The organism is Xanthomonas sp. NCPPB 3174, assembly GCF_056725205.1.
This window is the reverse complement of record NZ_CM161517.1, coordinates 4,684,169-4,699,186: the sequence shown is the minus strand read 5'-3', so window position 1 is coordinate 4,699,186 and position 15,018 is coordinate 4,684,169. Positions and strand designations below refer to the sequence as shown.

Annotated in this window: 15 protein-coding genes and 1 riboswitch; of the genes, 9 read left to right on the top strand and 6 right to left on the bottom strand. The window is 70.8% G+C overall.

Annotated elements, in window-relative coordinates; genetic code table 11:
• Nucleotides 1-72: 72 nt before the first annotated feature.
• Complete coding sequence (locus AC1PK7_RS20295) at nucleotides 73-456, bottom strand: MerC domain-containing protein (RefSeq protein ID WP_481099309.1); 384 nt, start codon at nucleotides 454-456, stop codon at nucleotides 73-75.
• 75 nt (nucleotides 457-531) lie between these two features.
• On the opposite strand from AC1PK7_RS20295, the gene AC1PK7_RS20290 reads away from it, so the two are divergent.
• Nucleotides 532-1,857, top strand: coding sequence for a GTP-binding protein (locus tag AC1PK7_RS20290; RefSeq protein ID WP_481099308.1), 1,326 nt, complete (start codon nucleotides 532-534; stop codon nucleotides 1,855-1,857).
• A gap of 61 nt (nucleotides 1,858-1,918) precedes the next feature.
• On the opposite strand, the gene AC1PK7_RS20285 is transcribed toward AC1PK7_RS20290, so the two are convergent.
• Nucleotides 1,919-2,779 carry an EamA family transporter gene (locus AC1PK7_RS20285; RefSeq protein WP_481099307.1) on the bottom strand — a complete coding sequence of 287 codons (861 nt, stop codon included), beginning with the start codon at nucleotides 2,777-2,779 and terminating at the stop codon, nucleotides 1,919-1,921.
• 86 nt (nucleotides 2,780-2,865) lie between these two features.
• On the opposite strand from AC1PK7_RS20285, the gene AC1PK7_RS20280 reads away from it, so the two are divergent.
• Entirely contained in the window at nucleotides 2,866-3,531 is a 666-nt protein-coding gene (locus AC1PK7_RS20280) for an alpha/beta hydrolase (protein WP_010342067.1), read from the top strand.
• The gene (zapE, locus tag AC1PK7_RS20275) at nucleotides 3,528-4,625 is read left to right on the top strand and encodes a cell division protein ZapE (protein WP_043093670.1); all 1,098 of its coding nucleotides are present in this window, start codon (nucleotides 3,528-3,530) and stop codon (nucleotides 4,623-4,625) included. The genes AC1PK7_RS20280 and zapE overlap by 4 nt, the downstream gene beginning before the upstream one ends.
• 22 nt (nucleotides 4,626-4,647) lie before the next feature.
• Here zapE and AC1PK7_RS20270 read toward each other — a convergent pair whose 3' ends face one another.
• Nucleotides 4,648-5,046 (bottom strand): hypothetical protein, encoded by a 399-nt coding sequence (locus AC1PK7_RS20270; protein ID WP_481099306.1) that lies wholly within the window; start codon nucleotides 5,044-5,046, stop codon nucleotides 4,648-4,650.
• Nucleotides 5,047-5,186: 140 nt separating this feature from the next.
• Here AC1PK7_RS20270 and AC1PK7_RS20265 point away from each other — a divergent pair, with 140 nt between their 5' ends.
• From AC1PK7_RS20265 to AC1PK7_RS20255, 3 genes are all read left to right on the top strand, one after another.
• Complete coding sequence (locus AC1PK7_RS20265; protein ID WP_481099305.1) at nucleotides 5,187-5,645, top strand: MarR family winged helix-turn-helix transcriptional regulator; 459 nt, start codon at nucleotides 5,187-5,189, stop codon at nucleotides 5,643-5,645.
• A gap of 86 nt (nucleotides 5,646-5,731) precedes the next feature.
• Entirely contained in the window at nucleotides 5,732-6,163 is a 432-nt protein-coding gene (locus AC1PK7_RS20260; protein ID WP_010342071.1) for an organic hydroperoxide resistance protein, read from the top strand.
• Between the two features lie 186 nt (nucleotides 6,164-6,349).
• Entirely contained in the window at nucleotides 6,350-7,120 is a 771-nt protein-coding gene (locus AC1PK7_RS20255) for an SIR2 family NAD-dependent protein deacylase (protein ID WP_481099304.1), read from the top strand.
• Between the two features lie 34 nt (nucleotides 7,121-7,154).
• Here the strand turns inward: AC1PK7_RS20255 and AC1PK7_RS20250 are convergent, their stop codons facing one another.
• From AC1PK7_RS20250 to ompR, 3 genes are all read right to left on the bottom strand, one after another.
• The gene (locus AC1PK7_RS20250) at nucleotides 7,155-8,078 is read right to left on the bottom strand and encodes an alpha/beta hydrolase (RefSeq protein ID WP_481099303.1); all 924 of its coding nucleotides are present in this window, start codon (nucleotides 8,076-8,078) and stop codon (nucleotides 7,155-7,157) included.
• Between the two features lie 75 nt (nucleotides 8,079-8,153).
• Nucleotides 8,154-9,422, bottom strand: coding sequence for an ATP-binding protein (locus AC1PK7_RS20245; protein WP_481099302.1), 1,269 nt, complete (start codon nucleotides 9,420-9,422; stop codon nucleotides 8,154-8,156).
• A complete protein-coding gene (gene ompR, locus AC1PK7_RS20240; protein ID WP_481099301.1) occupies nucleotides 9,419-10,147 on the bottom strand; it encodes an osmolarity response regulator transcription factor OmpR in 729 nt (242 codons plus the stop codon). Before ompR ends, AC1PK7_RS20245 begins: the two co-directional genes overlap by 4 nt.
• Nucleotides 10,148-10,325: 178 nt before the next feature.
• On the opposite strand from ompR, the gene AC1PK7_RS20235 reads away from it, so the two are divergent.
• The 3 genes from AC1PK7_RS20235 (at nucleotide 10,326) to AC1PK7_RS20225 (ending at nucleotide 15,005) form a co-directional block, all read left to right on the top strand.
• Entirely contained in the window at nucleotides 10,326-10,853 is a 528-nt protein-coding gene (locus tag AC1PK7_RS20235; RefSeq protein WP_481099300.1) for a hypothetical protein, read from the top strand.
• 188 nt (nucleotides 10,854-11,041) lie between these two features.
• Nucleotides 11,042-11,260, top strand: a riboswitch (cobalamin riboswitch).
• Between the two features lie 181 nt (nucleotides 11,261-11,441).
• Entirely contained in the window at nucleotides 11,442-13,856 is a 2,415-nt protein-coding gene (locus AC1PK7_RS20230) for a ribonucleoside-diphosphate reductase subunit alpha (protein WP_371180596.1), read from the top strand.
• Nucleotides 13,857-13,964: 108 nt separating this feature from the next.
• Nucleotides 13,965-15,005: a ribonucleotide-diphosphate reductase subunit beta gene (locus tag AC1PK7_RS20225; protein WP_010340146.1), complete on the top strand. Its 1,041-nt coding sequence runs from the start codon at nucleotides 13,965-13,967 to the stop codon at nucleotides 15,003-15,005.
• The last annotated feature ends 13 nt before the right edge of the window (nucleotides 15,006-15,018 follow it).

Below are 15,018 nucleotides of genomic sequence, written 5' to 3'. Positions count from 1 at the left end.
CTTGCAGCTCGGCGACCGCACACGATGCAGCATGTCCCGCGCCCGCGCCCGCGCCCGCGCCCCGGCCTGCACTCAATGCCGGCAACGCCGCCGGTGCCGGCGCCAATTCCACAGGTGCGCACTGGCCAGGGCCAGGCTGCCGCTGACCGTCATCGCGGTCTCGCTGGCCTCGTCGGGAATGCCGAAGGCACCGGCCAACAGACCGAGTAGCCCCAGCGCCGCCAGCGTCCACAGCGGCCAGGGCAGCGCGTCGCGCCGATGCCCGCGCCACAGCGCCAGCCCCGCCAACGGCGCGGCGATCGCCACGAACACCACGTGCACCCACTCGGCCTCGGCCCAGACCCCGAACAGCGGCAGCGCCGCGGCCAGCAACGGTAATGCCAGGCAGTGCAGCAAGCACAGCCCGGACAACAGCATCGCCGAGGCATCGAAGAAGGATTGCGGCAGGGATTTCATGGACGATCACTCCAATGCATCAAGTGTTATATAGTAACATTTCTAGCCCGCCACGCCTTCGCGCCGATGCCCGCCATGTCCAACGCCGCCGTTTCCGATCGCCGCCTCCCCGTCACCGTCCTGTCCGGCTTCCTGGGTGCCGGAAAGACCACCCTGCTCAACCGCGTGCTGCACAACCGCGATGGCCGCCGCGTGGCGGTGATCGTCAACGACATGAGCGAGGTCAACATCGACGCGGCGCTGATCCGCGACGGCGGCGCCGCGCTCAGCCGCACCGAAGAGACGCTGGTCGAGTTCAGCAACGGCTGCATCTGCTGCACCCTGCGCGACGACCTGCGCCAGGAAGTGCAACGCCTGGCCGAGAGCGGGCGCTACGACTACCTGTTGATCGAATCCACCGGCATCTCCGAGCCGATGCCGGTGGCCGCGACCTTCGCTGTGCGCGATGCCGACGGTCGCGGCCTGGCCGATGTCGCGCGCCTGGACACCATGCTCACCGTGGTCGACGGGGTGAGCTTCCTGCGTGACTTCGGCTCGGCCGAGCGCTTGGCCGATCGTGGCCTGCAGGCCGGGGCCGACGACGAGCGCGGGCTGGTCAACCTGCTGGTGGAGCAGATCGAGTTCGCCGACGTGATCGTGATCAGCAAGGCCGACCTGGCCGATACGGCCACCCTCGACCGCACCCGCGCGGTCCTGCGTGCGCTCAACCGCGATGCCCGCATCGTCGAGGCCAGCCGCGGCGAGGTGCCGCTGGAGCTGGTGCTGGACACCGGCCGTTTCGATTTCGTGCGCGCGCAGTTGGCGCCGGGCTGGATGCAGGCGTTGCGCGGCGAGCACGCGCCGGAGACCGAGCAGTTCGGCATCGAAAGCTTCGTCTATCGCGCGCGCCGGCCGTTCCACCCGTTGCGCTTCGCGCGGCTGGCGCAGCGCGGCCTGCGCGACGTGATCCGCAGCAAGGGCTTCTTCTGGCTGGCCAGCCGCATGGACTGGGTCGGCGAGCTGTCCATCGTCGGTGCGGCCACCCAGACCCAGGCCGCCGGCTTCTGGTATGCGGCGCGCGAGCGCGTGGACCGCGGCCTGCTGGACACGCCGCTGGCGCTGCCGCCGTCGCCGCTGCCGTACACCGAGCTCGGCTGGCAGCGGCAGCAGACCGCGTGCTGGAACGCGCCGCCGCCGCAGGCCGAGGAGGTCGGCGATGCGCGCGAGTACGCGGCGCTGCGCGCGATGTGGCATCCGCTATGGGGCGACCGCCGCCAGGAACTGGCGGTGATCGGCGTCGGCCTGGACACGGCGCGGGTGCGCGCCGAACTCGATGCCTGCCTGCTCGACGACGCCGAACTGCGGCAGGGGCCGGTGGCGTGGCAGGGACTGGAGGATCCCTTCCCGGTGTGGAGGCGTTGAGGGGCCGGGAGTGGGGAATCGGGATTGGGGAATCTTGAGAGCGGGGTGCGGGTGCTGACGGTTAGCTGCCTGCGCCAATCGCGATCAGGATGATCGCCGGTACCGCCAGTAGCAGGCCGAGACGGTTCCAGCGGGTGGTGCGTTCGCCGAACACGGCGATGCCGAGCAGGGTGCCCAGGCCGATCACGCCCAGGTTCATCGCTGCGAACACGCTGGCCGGGCTGTCCGGCAGGGCCTGGTGCGCGCGCACGTAGAACAGGATGTTGCCGAAGTTGAGCGCGCCCAGCAGCAGGCCGGCGCCGAGGTTGCGCCAGGCCAGCGGGGCGGTGCCGCGCAGGTGGCGCCACAGCTGCACGCCCAGCAGCACGAAGGCCAGCGCGAAGGCCACCAGCAGCGAAGCGGCAAACGGTGTGCCGGCCAGGGCGATGCGCTTGAGCAGCACGTCGATCGCGGCGAAGCCGACCCACACCAGCAGCAGCCACTGCGCGGTGCCTGCGGCGCGGCGCGGCGTCGCGTCCGGCCGCTGCACGATGCCGGCGATCGCCAGCAGGCCCAGCGCCAGGCCGGCCAGCTTGGCGCCGTTGGCGCGTTCACCGAACCACAGGAAGGCCGCCGCCAGCGACAGCAGCAGCGACAGCCGTTGCGCCGCGTCGGTGCGCACGATGCCGGCGCTGGCCACCGCATGGCCCAGCACCAGGAAGATGCCCGGCAGCAGCACGCCCAGGCCCAACAGCGCCACCCACGGCGTCTGCGCGTCGCCCAGCGCGGCCAGCGGCGGGTGCAGCAGCGCGGCGCACAGCAGCAGCGCCGCCAGGTAGTTCCAGGTCACTGCCTGGGCCAGGTCGATGCGCCGTTGCGGCGCCAGCTTCAGCAGCGCCGAGACCAGCACGCTGCACACCACACTCAGCAGGACGAACGCCACACGCAGGATCCGGATCGGGAGGAAAAAGAACGCTGCGTGCACCGCATCGGCATGTGGCCGCGACCCAGCCCCGGTATTATGACCGCATGACTTCTCCTGCTTTCCCCACCGCTTCCGGCGCGCTGACCCTGCAAGGCCCCGCCGGCCCGATCGAGGCCGCGGTCGATCTGCCCGATGCCGACGTCCCCGCGCTGCCGGTCACCGCCATCGTCTGCCATCCGCTGTCCACCGAGGGCGGCAGCATGCACAACAAGGTGGTGACGATGGTCGCGCGCGCGCTGCGCGAACTGGGCGTGCGCGTGGTGCGCTTCAACTTCCGCAGCGTCGGCGCCTCCGCCGGCAGCTTCGACCACGGCGAAGGCGAGCAGCAGGACCTGGCCGCGGTGGCCGCCTGGGTCCGCGATCAGCGTCCGCACGACGCGCTGTGGCTGGCCGGTTTCAGCTTCGGCGCCTACGTCTCGCTGCGCGCCAGCGCCGCGCTGCAGCCGCAGGTGCTGATCTCGATCGCGCCGCCGGCCGGGCGCTGGGATTTCTCCGACATGGCGCCGCCGCCGCAGTGGCTGGTGATCCAGGGCGAGGCCGACGAGATCGTCGACCCGCAGGCCGTGTACGACTGGCTGGACACGCTGCAGGCGCAACCGCAACTGGTGCGCATGCCCGACACCAGCCATTTCTTCCATCGCAAGCTGATCGACCTGCGCGGCGCCCTGCAGCACGCGGTCAAGGCCTGGCTGCCGGCGGCGCAGGCGTGAGCGCGGCGGCATTGCCGTCGCAGCGCTACGCCGAGGGCGTGGCGCGCGGCGACTGGCGCGACGATCCGGCCCAGCACGCGGCGCTGGCGGAACTGGACCGCATCCATACCGCGATCGTGGACGGCGACCAGGAGGGCTGGCTGGACCGTCTGTCGGCGTTCTGGAAGAAGCCCGAGCCGGTGCGCGGCCTGTACTTCTGGGGTGGGGTCGGCCGCGGCAAGACCTTCCTGGTCGATCTGTTCTACGACGGCCTGCCGATCGCGCGGAAATACCGCACGCATTTCCACCGCTTCATGCGCGGCGTGCACGAGCGCCTGCGCGAACACGCCGGGCAGAGCGATCCGCTGGCGAAGATCGCCCAGGAGTGGCGCAGCCGGTTGCGCGTGCTGGTACTGGACGAGTTCTTCGTCACCGACATCGGCGATGCGATGCTGCTGTCGCGCCTGCTCGAACGCCTGTTCGCCGAGGGCGTGACCCTGGTCACCACCTCCAACACCGCGCCGCAGAACCTGTACCTCAACGGCCTGCAGCGCGAGAGCTTCCTGCCGGCGATCGGCCTGCTGCAGACCTATTGCGTGGAGCTGTACGCCGAAGGCACCGAGGACTACCGCATGCGCGCGCTGACCCGCTCGCCGGTGTACCGCGCGCCGCTGGCCGAGGACAGCGATGCCTGGCTGGGCGAGCGCTGGGGCGCGCTGACCGGCAATGCCGAGGCGCGCCGCGGCAACATCGAACTGGAAGGGCGCAAGATCCCGGTGCGCGCGCGCGGCAAGAGCATCGTCTGGTTCGATTTCGTCGCCTTGTGCGAAGGCCCGCGCGGTCCCAGCGACTACATCGAGATCGCGCACGAGTTCACCACCGTGCTGCTCGGTGGCATCCCGCATTTCGACCGCATGAACGAGGATGCGGCGCGGCGCTTCGTCAACCTGATCGACGAGCTGTACGACCGCCACGTCAACCTGGTCTGCACCGCGCAGGATCCGCCGCCGCTGCTGTACACCGGCGAGCGCCTGGCCGGTGCGTTCGAGCGCACCGCCTCGCGCCTGATCGAAATGCAGAGCGCCGAGTACCTGGCGGCGGCGCACCGGGTCTGAGCGCAGGAGCGTCTGCGGACGCTCAGCGCACCGCGCCGGGCGCACACAGCCCGGCGACGAAGCGCGGCATCAGGCCCGCGCCGGCGATCTCTTCCAGATAGGCGGCCGCTGGGCAACTGGCCGCGCCTGCGCTGTGCGCGCAGCGCGCCGGCCCGGACGCGCCGTCCTTCGGCAGCTGCCGGTCCATGGCCTGGCGCTGCGCCGCGGACAGCCCATCGCGAAACGTCTCCTCGGCATCGAGCAGATCGGCCGGGGTGAGCCGGTCGGTCGGCACGCCGGGGCACTGGCGCCGGGTTTCGCGGGCCAGCGCGTCGGCGCCGGCACCGACCAGCACTGGGCCGGCGGGCAGCGTGTTGGGCACGGCCTTGGACACCAAGGGGGCAGCGCCGAGCGCGGCCAGCAGCAGGAACGATGCGCGCATGCGGAAGCTCCTCGAGTTGCGCGCAGCGTAGTCCTGCGCCGCTGGCCGCGCGAGGGGAGGGCGGCGCCCGCTTAAGCGAGGAGTCGGCGGGGTAAAAATATCGCTTGCTATTAAATCGTGAACTATGTAATTTGGCGCCCATGGACCGCACTACTCCCCCCGACGCCACCGCCCTGCTGAAGCTGGACACCCAGCTGTGCTTCGCGCTGTATTCGGCCAACCTGGCCATGCACAAGCTCTACCGCGGGCTGCTGCGCGACCTCGGCCTGACCTATCCGCAGTACCTGGTGATGCTGGTGCTGTGGGAGCAGGACCAGCGCAGCGTGTCGGAGATCGGCGAGAAGCTGTTCCTGGATTCGGCCACGCTGACCCCGTTGCTCAAGCGCCTGGAGGCGATCGGCCTGCTGACCCGCCGCCGCGCCGCCGATGACGAGCGCCGCGTGCTGATCGCGTTGACCGCCGATGGCCAGGCGCTGCGCACGAGCGCGCAGGCGGTGCCGGAAGGCGTGCTGTGCGCGGTCGCTTGCGACCTGCAGCAACTGACCCGGCTCAAGCACGACCTGGAAGAGGTCCGCGGCAAGTTGCAGGCCGCGGCCTGAGCGGTTCCCGACCCGATCGCGCAGTCCCCTCTACCCCATCCCTCTACCCCATGGCGCCGCGGCGCCGCCCTCCAAGGAGAACCACCATGGCTTCACCGACCACCATCGCCTACACCGCCACTGCCACCGCCACCGGGGGCCGCGACGGCCGCGCCGCCACCCCGGACAAGGCGCTGGACGTCAAGCTGTCGACCCCGCGCGAGCTGGGCGGCGCTGGCGGCGACGGCACCAACCCGGAGCAGCTGTTCGCGGCCGGCTACTCGGCCTGCTTCATCGGCGCGCTGAAGTTCGTCGCCGGCCAGGAGAAGGTGAAGCTGCCGGCCGAGCCGAGCATCGAAGGCCACGTCGGCATCGGCCAGATCCCGGGCGGCTTCGGCATCGCCGTGGAACTGCGCATCGCCGTGCCGGGCCTGGAGCGTGCGACGCTGGAATCGCTGGTGGAGAAGGCCCACCAGGTGTGCCCGTACTCCAACGCCACCCGCGGCAACATCGACGTCAAGCTGGTCGTGCTCGACTGAGCCAGCCGGAGGTCCGGGCCGGCGCCTGCGCCGGTCCAGGGCAACACGCGACACGCGACACGCGACACGCGAACGGGCGGCCAGTGGCCGCCCGTTCCTGTTGCGGGCGCCTGCGCGTGCTGCCGTGCACATTGAGGCCGCCCTGCGGCGATGCAATAGTGTGCGCTTCGTCAAATCGAGCGCGCCATGCTCAGTTCCGCCTACAACGCCGAGACCGTCGCCGCCTTCATCCAGGGCGCGCGCCGTCTGCTGGTGCTGACCGGTGCCGGCATGTCCGCCGAGAGCGGGGTGCCGACCTTCCGTGGCCAGGACGACAGCCTGTGGTCGCGCTTCGATCCCGAGCAACTGGCCACCGAGGATGCCTGGCGTGCCGACCCGGCCCTGGTCTGGGGCTGGTACCGCTGGCGCACGGCGATCGTGGCGCAGGCCCAGCCGCACGCCGGACACCTGGCGCTGGCGCGCCTGGCCGAGGTCCGCCACACCACCCTGGTGACCCAGAACGTGGACGACCTGCACCAGCGCGCCGGCAGCGAGGTCGCCGCGCACGTGCACGGCCGCCTGTCGGCGCTGCGCTGCAGCGACTGCGGCCAGCCCTGGCGCGGCTTGCTGCCGCCGATCGACGTGCACACCCCCAGCCAGCGCCTGGCGCCGCCGGTGTGCGCGGCCTGCGGCGGCACGGTGCGCCCGGGCGTGGTGTGGTTCGGCGAAGCGTTGCCGGCGGCGGAGTGGGCGCGCGCGCAGACTGCGGCCGACACCGCCGACCTGGTGCTGGTGATCGGCAGTTCCGGCCTGGTCTATCCGGCCGCCAGCCTGCCGCTGCAGGCCAAGGAGCGCGGCGCCTGCGTGGTCGAGATCAATCCCGAACCCAGTGCTTTGTCGGCCCGTGCGGATCTGCACTGGCGCGACAGCGCCGCGGTGGCGCTGCCGTTGCTGCTGCAGCAGTGCATGGTGGCCTGAGCGCGTTGCCGGCCGCGGGAGCCGCGCGCGGCGCTCAGCGCAGTGTGTGCAGGAACGCGTCCACCGCCGCGGTGTAGGCCGAGGGCAGGCCCAGGTCGCGGTTGATCTCCGCGTGGCTGGCATCCTGCGGCAGCACCTCGACGCGGATGCCGCGGGCGTTGGCCTTGGCGGCCAGGTGGCTTGCCTGCGCGCAGGCATCGGCACGGCGGCTGGAGCACACCGCCAGCAGCGGCGGCGCGCTGGCGCCCATGACGTGGTACGGCGAGGCGGCGATCCAGTCGCTGCGCACGCTGCCGAAGGCGCGGTCGTACAGCGGCAGATGCCGTTGCTGCATCACCTGCTCCACGTCCATCGCCGCACTGTCCAGCGCTACCGTGCCCAGCGGTCGGCGCGCCCCGGCCTGCGCCAGCAGGTCCGGCGACAGGTCGAGCAGGCTCACCAGGTGCGCGCCGGCCGAGTGGCCCATCAGCACCAGCCGCGCCGGATCGGCGCCCCACTGCGGCGCCAGCTGCTGGATCCGCGCGACCGCGCGCGCCACGTCCTGCGCCTGCTGCAGCGGCGTCGCCTGCGGCAGCAGGCGGTAGTTCAGCGACACCAGCACATGGCCCTGCGGCAGCCAGTGCGCGACCTTGTTGGCGGCCACGCCGGGGTTGTCCTTGTCGCCATCGGCCCAGCCGCCGCCGTGCACCATCACCAGCAGCGGCGCCTGGCGCGCGCCGGCCGGCAGGTACACGTCCATGCGCTGCGCCGGATCCGGGCCGTAGGCGACATCGCGCAGCACTTGCGCGCCGGCGGGCAGTGGCGCACGCGCGGTGTCGGCGCGATCGCCCTGCAGACGCTGCAGCAGGCGTGCGCGCAGGCGCCCGTCCTGGGCGTGGGCAGGCGTGATGGTCAGCGCCGGCAACAGCAGCGCCAGGGCGAGCAGGCAATGGGTGGGCGACGGGCGGGACAGGCGCATGACGGATCACTCCTTGAAGGACGGCGAGGGAGGGCGTGGCGCGGCCGGCCGGTGTAGGCGCCGACATGCGCCGGTTCAGGCCGGGCGCAGGTGCAGGGTGGCGCACAAGCCGTGTGGGGCGATGGGCTGCAGCAGCAACGCGCCGCGATGCTGGCGGGCGATGCGCTCGACGATCGCCAGGCCCAGTCCGCTGCCGCCATGGCCGCCGTGCACGAACGGCTGCAGCGCGCGCGCCGCCAGCGCCGGGTCCAGGCCGGGGCCGTGGTCGCGCACCTCGATGCGCCAGCCATCGCCGCCGTCGCTGTGCAGGCGCAGCTGGAACGGCGCGGCGCCGTGCCGTTCGGCGTTGCCGATGAGGTTGCCGAGCGCGCGCTGCAGCGCCAGCGGCCGCCCGTGCAGCGGTGCTTGCGCGGGCAGGACGGCCTCCCAGCCAGGTTGCGCCGCGCCCAGCGCCTGCCGGCAGAGGTCGGCCAGGTCCAGGGCCACGGCGGGTTCGTCGCGGCCGTCGCGGGCGTAGGCGATGAACTGCGCCAGGATCGCGTCGATCTCGCCGATGTCGCGCTCCATGCCCTCGCGCAGTTCCGGCTCCACCTGCGGCAGCAGCGCCAGCGCGTACTGCAGCCGGGTCAGCGGGGTGCGCAGGTCGTGGGAGATGCCGGCCAGCAGCAGCGCACGCTCGGCCGCGGCCTGGCGCACGTCGGCGCTGGCCGCGGTGAGCGCCTGCGCCAGCGCGGCGACTTCGCGCGGGCCGCCGGTGGCGATCGGTCCGGCGTCTTCGCCGCGCACCAGGTGCGGCGCGGCCTGCGCCAGTTGCCGCAGCGGCCGCACCAGCCGCCGCGCGACCAGCGCAGCGGCAAGCCAGACCAGCAGCGCGCAGCCGGCCAGCATCGCCACCGAAAATCGCCGCAGGCCGTGTCCGCGCGGCTGGCTGGAGAACGCGATCCACAGCGGCGTGGGCGTGGCCAACTGCAGCCACAGGGTGCCGTCGGCGTCGCGCCGCAACGCGCGCCCGGGGCCGAGCTGGTCGGCCGCGCGGCGCTGCACGGCGTCGACCAGCGGGCCGGCGGCATTGGCCGTGGGCGGCGCGCTGCGCAGTTGCAGCCCGGCCTCGCGCAACGCCGGCGCCAGCGCCGCGGCGGCCGGCGAGCGCTGCAGCGCCTCGGCGACATTGGCGAAGCCGTGCAGCACGCGCAGTTGCTGCTGCGCTGCCGGGCGCAACGCCAGTTCGCGGCCGAGCAGCAGCGCCAGCAGGCCGGCGCCGGCCAGCACCAGCGCGATCACCAGCGCCAGTTGCCCGAACAGGCTGCGCGGCCAGCCGCTGGCGCGGAAGGCAGGCGCGCTCATGCCTGCGGCTCCGGCGGTACGTACACATAGCCCACGCCCCACACCGTCTGGATCAGCCGCGGCGTGCGCACGTCGTCTTCCAGCAGCTTGCGCAGCCGCGCCACGATCACGTCGATGCTGCGGCCCAGCGGTTCGTATTCGCGGCCGTGCGCCAGGCTGGACAGGCGGTCGCGGCTCAGCGGCTGCTGCGGGTGCCGCAGCAGCACCGACAGCACCGCGAACTCGGCGGTGGTGAGCTTCAGCGGTTCGCCGTCGCGCCGCAGTTCGCGCCGTCCCAGGTGCAGGCGGAAGCGGCCGAAGCCGATCTCGCCGCCGTCCGGCTGCGGCGCGCCGGCGCCGCCCGGGCGGGTACGGCGCAGCACCGCGCGGATCCGCGCCAGCAGCTCGCGCGGGTTGACCGGCTTGGGCAGGTAGTCGTCGGCGCCGATCTCCAGGCCGACGATGCGGTCGATCTCGTCGCCCTTGGCGGTCAGCATCACGATCGGGGTGTGGTCGCCCTGGCCGCGCAAGCGTCGGCAGATCTCCAGGCCGTTCTCGCCGGGCAGCATCAGGTCCAGCACCACCAGGTCGTAGTGGCCGCGCGCCAGCGCCTGCTGCAGTTGCACGCCGTCGGCCACCGCCTTGACCGCGAAGCCCTGGCTTTCCAGGTAGCGGCACAGCAGGGCGCGCAGGCGGTCGTCGTCGTCGACCAGCAGCAGGCGGGGAGCGGGCGCGGCATCGTGCATGGACGCCACTATCGGCTGCGCCGCGGCCTGGCGGCAACGGCGATGGCGGCGTATCTGTAAGCGGATGTTTCCGCCGTGGCCTGCGGCAACATCCGCTGGCCGATCCGGCGCCCCGCGCGCCGGCGCCGTGACTACGGTGATGCCTGGCAGCACGCCGCTGCCGTCACCGGAGAACACCATGTCGCTGTCCCGTCGCATCACTCCCTTGCTGCTGGCGCTGGCCGCCAGCGTTCTGGTCGCGCCCAGTGCACCGGCACGCGAGCACACCCGCACGCGCACCGCCGGCGGCGCCGATGGCGCCCGCCACGCGGCCGTGCAGGCCAGCGCCAGCGGCGCCCACGGCAGCGTGCAGCGCGCCCGCCAATGGCAGGCCGACGGCCAGGGCAACGCCAGCGCCAGCAGCGCCGCCACCCGCACGACGGCCGCCGGCGGCAGCGCCACGCGCCAGGGCAGTGCCGACCGCAACGCCGACGGCAGCGCCAGCCGCCAGGGCAGCGCCAGCGTGCAAGGCGCCGACGGCGCCACTGCCAGCAGCAGCGGCAGCCTGGCTCGCGCCGCCGACGGCACCCTCAGCGGCAGCCGCCAGAGCAGCGTCGCGGGCACACAGGGCAGCTACCAGGGCAGCACCAGCGTGCAGGACGGCAGCGTCGTCCACACCGGCACCTGCACCGACGCCAGCGGCGCGGTGGTGCCGTGCCGGCCCTAGGCGAGGCGGCGGTGTCGGGGGCCGTCCGGGAGCGCCAACGCCCCTGGCCGCGGCCGGCTTCACGGCCCCGTCACGGCCGTGAACGGCCGTCGCGGCGGGACCGCAATCGACTGCCGGCGGCAAACCGTTGCCAGGCTTAGGTTTTCGTAATTCCACCCATATTTAGCGTTGACGTCGCCGACCGACCCCACTATCTTGGGGTGGTCGGTTCCGGCGGCCACAAGCCGCGGGATCAAAAGGGAAGCCGGTGCGGCGTGCCAACGCCAACTCCGGCGCTGCCCCGCAGCGGTAATTGGGAACGAACCCGTCATCCGCACTGAGGCGCCCGCCTTGGGAAGCGACGGGCTAGGAACCGGCCACGGCCGTTGCCCATCAGCCCGAAGACCTGCCGACAGCCGCGCGAAGCACACCGCGCGGCGCCGACCGCGCGCTCTCCGGGGGGAGAGGGTCGGTGCAGCGATGACCGCCCGCAGGCCCGGTGCCTGCGCCGTTTGCAGTCTTCGCGACACCGCCCGCCCACCTGCGAACCCGGTCGGACCGCTGCCTGCGAGGGTCGGGCGGCCGCGTGCACCACGCTTGGAGACCTTCATGAGCCAGACCCACAGCCTGCCGGCCACCGCGTCCGTCGACGCCGCCGTCGACCCCACGACCGCTGCCGCCACTGCCCAGCCGGAGCCGACGGCCAGCAGCGAGCCGAGCAACGACCAGCGCGCCGTGACCTGGATCGTCAAGGACGGCGGCAACCGCCGCATGGCCTTCGACCGCTCGCGCCTGCAGCGCACCCTGGACCGGATCCACGCCGAGTTCCCGCAGCTGGACGTGAGCGACTACGAGCGCAAGGCCTTCGCCTTCATCGAGAAGAAGGAAAGCCTGTCGGCCGACGACATGGTCGACTACCTGATCCGCGAGGCCGAGTCGCGTGTGGACATCGCCACGCCGGAGTGGGAGTACTTCGCCGCGCGCCTGTACCTGGACCGCCTGTACAAGCGCGCCAGCAAGAACCGTTTCTACGATGCCGGCGAGAAGTACGGCTCCTACGTCGGCCTGCAGGAAAGCCTGGCCGACCGCGGCGTGTACTCGATCGACATCCTCAAGAACTACTCCAAGGACGAACTGGCCGAAGCCGGCCGCATGATCGATCCGGAGCGCGACAAGCTGTTCGCCTACAACGGCCTGTACCTGCTGGCCACGCGTTACCTGGCCACCGACAACTCGCGCAAGGTCTACGAACTGCCGCAGGAGCGCTGGCTGACCATCGCCCTGTACCTGATGCAGGACGAGAAGCCGCGCGAGCGCCGCATGCAGTTGGTCGGCGAGGCCTACTGGGCGCTGTCCAACCTGTACATGACCGTGGCCACGCCGACCCTGGCCAACGCCGGCAAGATCGGCGGGCAGCTGTCGAGCTGCTTCATCGACACCGTCGACGACAGCCTGCAGGGCATCTACGACTCCAACACCGACGTGGCGCGCGTGTCCAAGCACGGCGGCGGCGTCGGCGCCTACCTGGGCTATGTGCGTTCGTCCGGCTCGGCGATCCGCGGCGTGAAGAACTCCAGCGGCGGCGTGGTGCCGTGGATCAAGCAGCTCAACAACACCGCCGTGTCGGTGGACCAGCTCGGCCAGCGCAAGGGCGCCATCGCCGTGTACCTGGACATCTGGCACCGCGACATCGAGGCGTTCCTGGACCTGCGCCTGAACAACGGCGACCAGCGCCTGCGCGCGCACGACGTGTTCACCGCGGTGTGCGTGCCGGACATCTTCATGGAAGCGGTGGAGCGCCGCGGCGAGTGGTACCTGTTCGACCCGCACGAGGTGAAGGAGGTCAAGGGCTGGTACCTGCAGGACTTCTTCGACGAGAAGCGCGGCGAAGGCAGCTTCCGCGCCCGCTACGAGGAAGTGGTGGCCGACGAGCGCATCGGCCGCAAGGTGGTCAAGGCCATCGACATGTTCAAGCGGATCATGGTCAGCCAGCTGGAGACCGGCAACCCGTTCATGTTCTATCGCGACGAAGTCAATCGCATGAACCCGAACAAGCACCAGGGCATGGTGTATTCCAGCAACCTGTGCACCGAGATCCTGCAGAACATGAGCCCGACGCGGGTCATCCAGGAGATGATCAGCGGCGACCAGATCGTCACCACCAAGCAGGCCGGCGACTTCGTCGTGTGCAACCTGTCCTCGGTGAACCTGGGCCGTGCGGTCACCGCGCAGCCGGACCTGCTGTCGCCGGACATCCTGGAGCGGCTGATCCGCGTCCAGGTGCGCATGCTCGACAACGTCATCGACCTCAACGAGCTGCCGGTGCCGCAGGCCACCATCACCAACCAGAAGTACCGCGCGATCGGCCTGGGCACCTTCGGCTGGCACCACCTGCTGGCGCAGAAGGGCATCGACTGGAATTCGCCGGAGGCCGAGGCGTACAGCGATTCGCTGTACGAGCGCATCAACTACCTGACCATCCAGGCGAGCCTGGCGCTGGCCAAGGAGAAGGGCGCGTACAAGGTGTTCAAGGGCAGCGACTGGCAGAACGGCGAGTACTTCACCAAGCGCGGCTACGACAGCGCCGAGTGGCAGGAACTGGCCGCGCAGGTGAGCGTGCACGGCGTGCGCAACGCCTGGATGGTGGCGGTGGCACCGAACATGAGCACCGCGCAGATCGCCGGCTCCACCGCGTCGATCGACCCGATCTACAGCGCGTTCTACTACGAAGAGAAGAAGGACTTCCGCCGTCCGGTGGTGGCGCCGGGGCTGACCGTGGACACCTATCCGTACTACGAGAAGGGCGCCTACAAGGTCGACCAGTTCGCCAGCGTGCGCCAGAACGCGCGCCGCCAGCGCCACGTCGACCAGTCGATCAGCTTCAACTTCTACGTGCCCAGCGGCATCCGCGCCAGCACCCTGCTGGACCTGCACATGACCGCATGGAAGGAAGGCCTGAAGACCACCTACTACGTGCGTTCCAACGACATCGACATCAGCGAGTGCGAGTGGTGCTCGAGCTGATCGCCGGCGTCTGACGCCCACGCCGCGCGGCAGGCTCGACCTGCCGCGCGCGTCCCGCATTCCCGCGCCGCCCGCCGGCGCCGTTCACCCGACTACCGAAGCACATCCATGGCCATCGCGCTCGACCGCATCAAGATCCTCGAACCGCTGCACCCCAACCGCTCCACCGGCATCATCAACGGCACCACCAGCGGCATCCTCAACTGGAACGACATCCCGTACCCGTCCTTCTACCGGGCGTACAAGGAGCTGTCGACCAACTTCTGGATCCCCGACGAAGTGGACATGAAGGGCGATGCCAAGCAGTACGGGGAGCTGTCGGCGCGCGAGAAGAACGCCTACGACTCGATCATCGGCCTGCTGGCCACGCTGGATTCGCCGCAGACGCGCTTCATCTACAACGTCGCCGAATACATCACCGACCCGGCCGCGCACGCCAACGCCGCGATCATCGGCCAGCAGGAAGTGATCCACAACGAGAGCTACTCGTACGTGCTGGCCTCGATCGCCGGCCTGGCCGACCAGAACCGCGTGTTCGAGATCGCGCGCACGCATCCGACCATCATCGCGCGCAACCAGCCGATCATGCAGGCCTACGACGACTTCATGCGCGAGAAGACCGCAGAGACCCTGCTGCGCTCGCTGATCCAGTCCTCGATCCTGGAAGGCATCAACTTCTATTCCGGCTTCGCGTATTTCTACAACCTGGTGCGGCAGAACCGCATGACCGGCACCGGCAAGATCATCAGCTTCATCAACCGCGACGAACTGGCCCACACCAAGTTCATCAGCGAGCTGATCCGCGCCATCATCGGCGAGAACGCCGAGCTGCAGACCAACGAGCTGACCGACTACGTGCACCAGGCCTTCGAACACGCGATCCGCCTGGAGACCGAGTGGTCCTCGGAAGTGCTCGACGGCATCGAGGGCATCGACGTGGACGAGATGATCCAGTACGTGAAGTACCGCGCCAACAAGATGTCCGGCATGCTCGGCATCGAGAAGCTGTACAGCGGCGCCAGCGACAACGTGATGCCCTGGATCAAGGCCTACGCCGACAACTTCACCGAGACCAAGACCGACTTCTTCGAGATGCGCAACGCCAGCTACAAGAAGACCAACTCGGACAACGGCTTCGACGATCTGTGAAGAGCCGGGATTG

Bases quoted from the DNA above. Each gene is read 5' to 3' on its own strand.
- AC1PK7_RS20295 (WP_481099309.1), bottom strand. From the start codon at position 456: ATGAAATCCCTGCCGCAATCCTTCTTCGATGCCTCGGCGATGCTGTTG.
- AC1PK7_RS20290 (WP_481099308.1), top strand. From the start codon at position 532: ATGTCCAACGCCGCCGTTTCCGATCGCCGCCTCCCCGTCACCGTCCTG.
- AC1PK7_RS20280 (WP_010342067.1), top strand. From the start codon at position 2,866: ATGACTTCTCCTGCTTTCCCCACCGCTTCCGGCGCGCTGACCCTGCAA.
- AC1PK7_RS20270 (WP_481099306.1), bottom strand. From the start codon at position 5,046: ATGCGCGCATCGTTCCTGCTGCTGGCCGCGCTCGGCGCTGCCCCCTTG.
- AC1PK7_RS20265 (WP_481099305.1), top strand. From the start codon at position 5,187: ATGGACCGCACTACTCCCCCCGACGCCACCGCCCTGCTGAAGCTGGAC.
- AC1PK7_RS20260 (WP_010342071.1), top strand. From the start codon at position 5,732: ATGGCTTCACCGACCACCATCGCCTACACCGCCACTGCCACCGCCACC.
- AC1PK7_RS20255 (WP_481099304.1), top strand. From the start codon at position 6,350: ATGCTCAGTTCCGCCTACAACGCCGAGACCGTCGCCGCCTTCATCCAG.
- AC1PK7_RS20250 (WP_481099303.1), bottom strand. From the start codon at position 8,078: ATGCGCCTGTCCCGCCCGTCGCCCACCCATTGCCTGCTCGCCCTGGCG.
- AC1PK7_RS20245 (WP_481099302.1), bottom strand. From the start codon at position 9,422: ATGAGCGCGCCTGCCTTCCGCGCCAGCGGCTGGCCGCGCAGCCTGTTC.
- ompR (WP_481099301.1), bottom strand. From the start codon at position 10,147: ATGCACGATGCCGCGCCCGCTCCCCGCCTGCTGCTGGTCGACGACGAC.
- AC1PK7_RS20235 (WP_481099300.1), top strand. From the start codon at position 10,326: ATGTCGCTGTCCCGTCGCATCACTCCCTTGCTGCTGGCGCTGGCCGCC.
- AC1PK7_RS20230 (WP_371180596.1), top strand. From the start codon at position 11,442: ATGAGCCAGACCCACAGCCTGCCGGCCACCGCGTCCGTCGACGCCGCC.
- AC1PK7_RS20225 (WP_010340146.1), top strand. From the start codon at position 13,965: ATGGCCATCGCGCTCGACCGCATCAAGATCCTCGAACCGCTGCACCCC.